This window comes from Xanthomonas sp. SHU 166 (genome assembly GCF_000364685.1).
GTDB classification, from domain to species: domain Bacteria; phylum Pseudomonadota; class Gammaproteobacteria; order Xanthomonadales; family Xanthomonadaceae; genus Xanthomonas_A; species Xanthomonas_A sontii.
On the sequence record NZ_AQOJ01000794.1, the window covers coordinates 1 to 969 of the forward strand.

The window sequence follows — 969 nt, forward strand, 5'->3', positions numbered from 1 at the left end:
CCGGCTTCGGCCTGCATGCCGCGGCCGACCTGGCGGAAGCGGTGGCGCTGGCACGCGCGGCGCTGGGCGAGCAGGGCGGCGTGGTGCTGCTGTCGCCCGGTGCGCCCAGCTTCGGCGCCTACCGCGACTACGTGGCGCGCGGCCGCCATTTCGCCGCGCTGGCCGGGTTCGACCCCGATGCGATCAGCGCCATTCCGGGGCTGGGCATCGCCTGAGCCTCGGCGCGGCGTCGGCGCACGCGGTGCGCTGATGTCGCTGTCCGTCGTGCGTGCTGCGGAAAGAGCATGCCCGGAAGCATTCGCCGGGCCGCCATGCGACGGCGCTGTGCGCCTTGTCCCATCGCCATCGCCGGCCGCCGTCGCCCTCACCTCGACGTGCATGGCACGTTCTAGACTGCCGCCTGGTTTCCACGGGAGAAGGGCGATGCGCATACGATCGATGCTGCGGTGGGCCGGTCTGCTCGGGCTGGCCTTGGCGCTGCCGCTGCCGGCCTGGGCGGCGATGCAGGCCAAGCCGGTGGAGTGGCAGGTCGGCAAGGACACCTTCAGCGGCGTGCTGGTCTACGACGATGCCGACCACGACACGCGCCCCGGCCTGGTGATGGTGCCGAACTGGCGCGGCGTCAACGACTCCGCGGTGGAGAAGGCCAAGCGCCTGGCCGGCGACGACTACGTGGTGCTGGTGGCCGACGTCTACGGCAAGGGCAAGCGGCCGGCCAACGATACCGAGGCCGGGCAGTTCGCCGGCGCGTTGAAGAAGGATCCGGCCACGCTGCGCGCGCGGGCGTTGGCGGCGGTGGCGGCGCTGAAGGCGCAGGCCGGCAAGGCGCCGCTGGATCCGGCCCGGATCGGCGCGGTCGGCTTCTGCTTCGGCGGCACCACGGTGCTGGAACTGGTCCGCGCCGGTGCGCCGCTGGCCGGCGTGGTCAGCCTGCACGGTGGCCTGGCCACGGCGGCACCGGCAGCCGCA

General features: G+C 73.6%; 1 protein-coding gene and 1 pseudogene. Both read left to right on the forward strand.

What is annotated here, in order from left to right; all coding sequences use genetic code 11:
• A pseudogene (gene murD / locus D180_RS18375) lies at nt 1–215 on the forward strand (UDP-N-acetylmuramoyl-L-alanine--D-glutamate ligase); the annotation flags it as partial.
• 208 nt (nt 216–423) lie between these two features.
• On the forward strand, nt 424–969 hold a 546-nt coding region (locus D180_RS18380), incomplete at its 3' end, for a dienelactone hydrolase family protein (protein ID WP_043091316.1).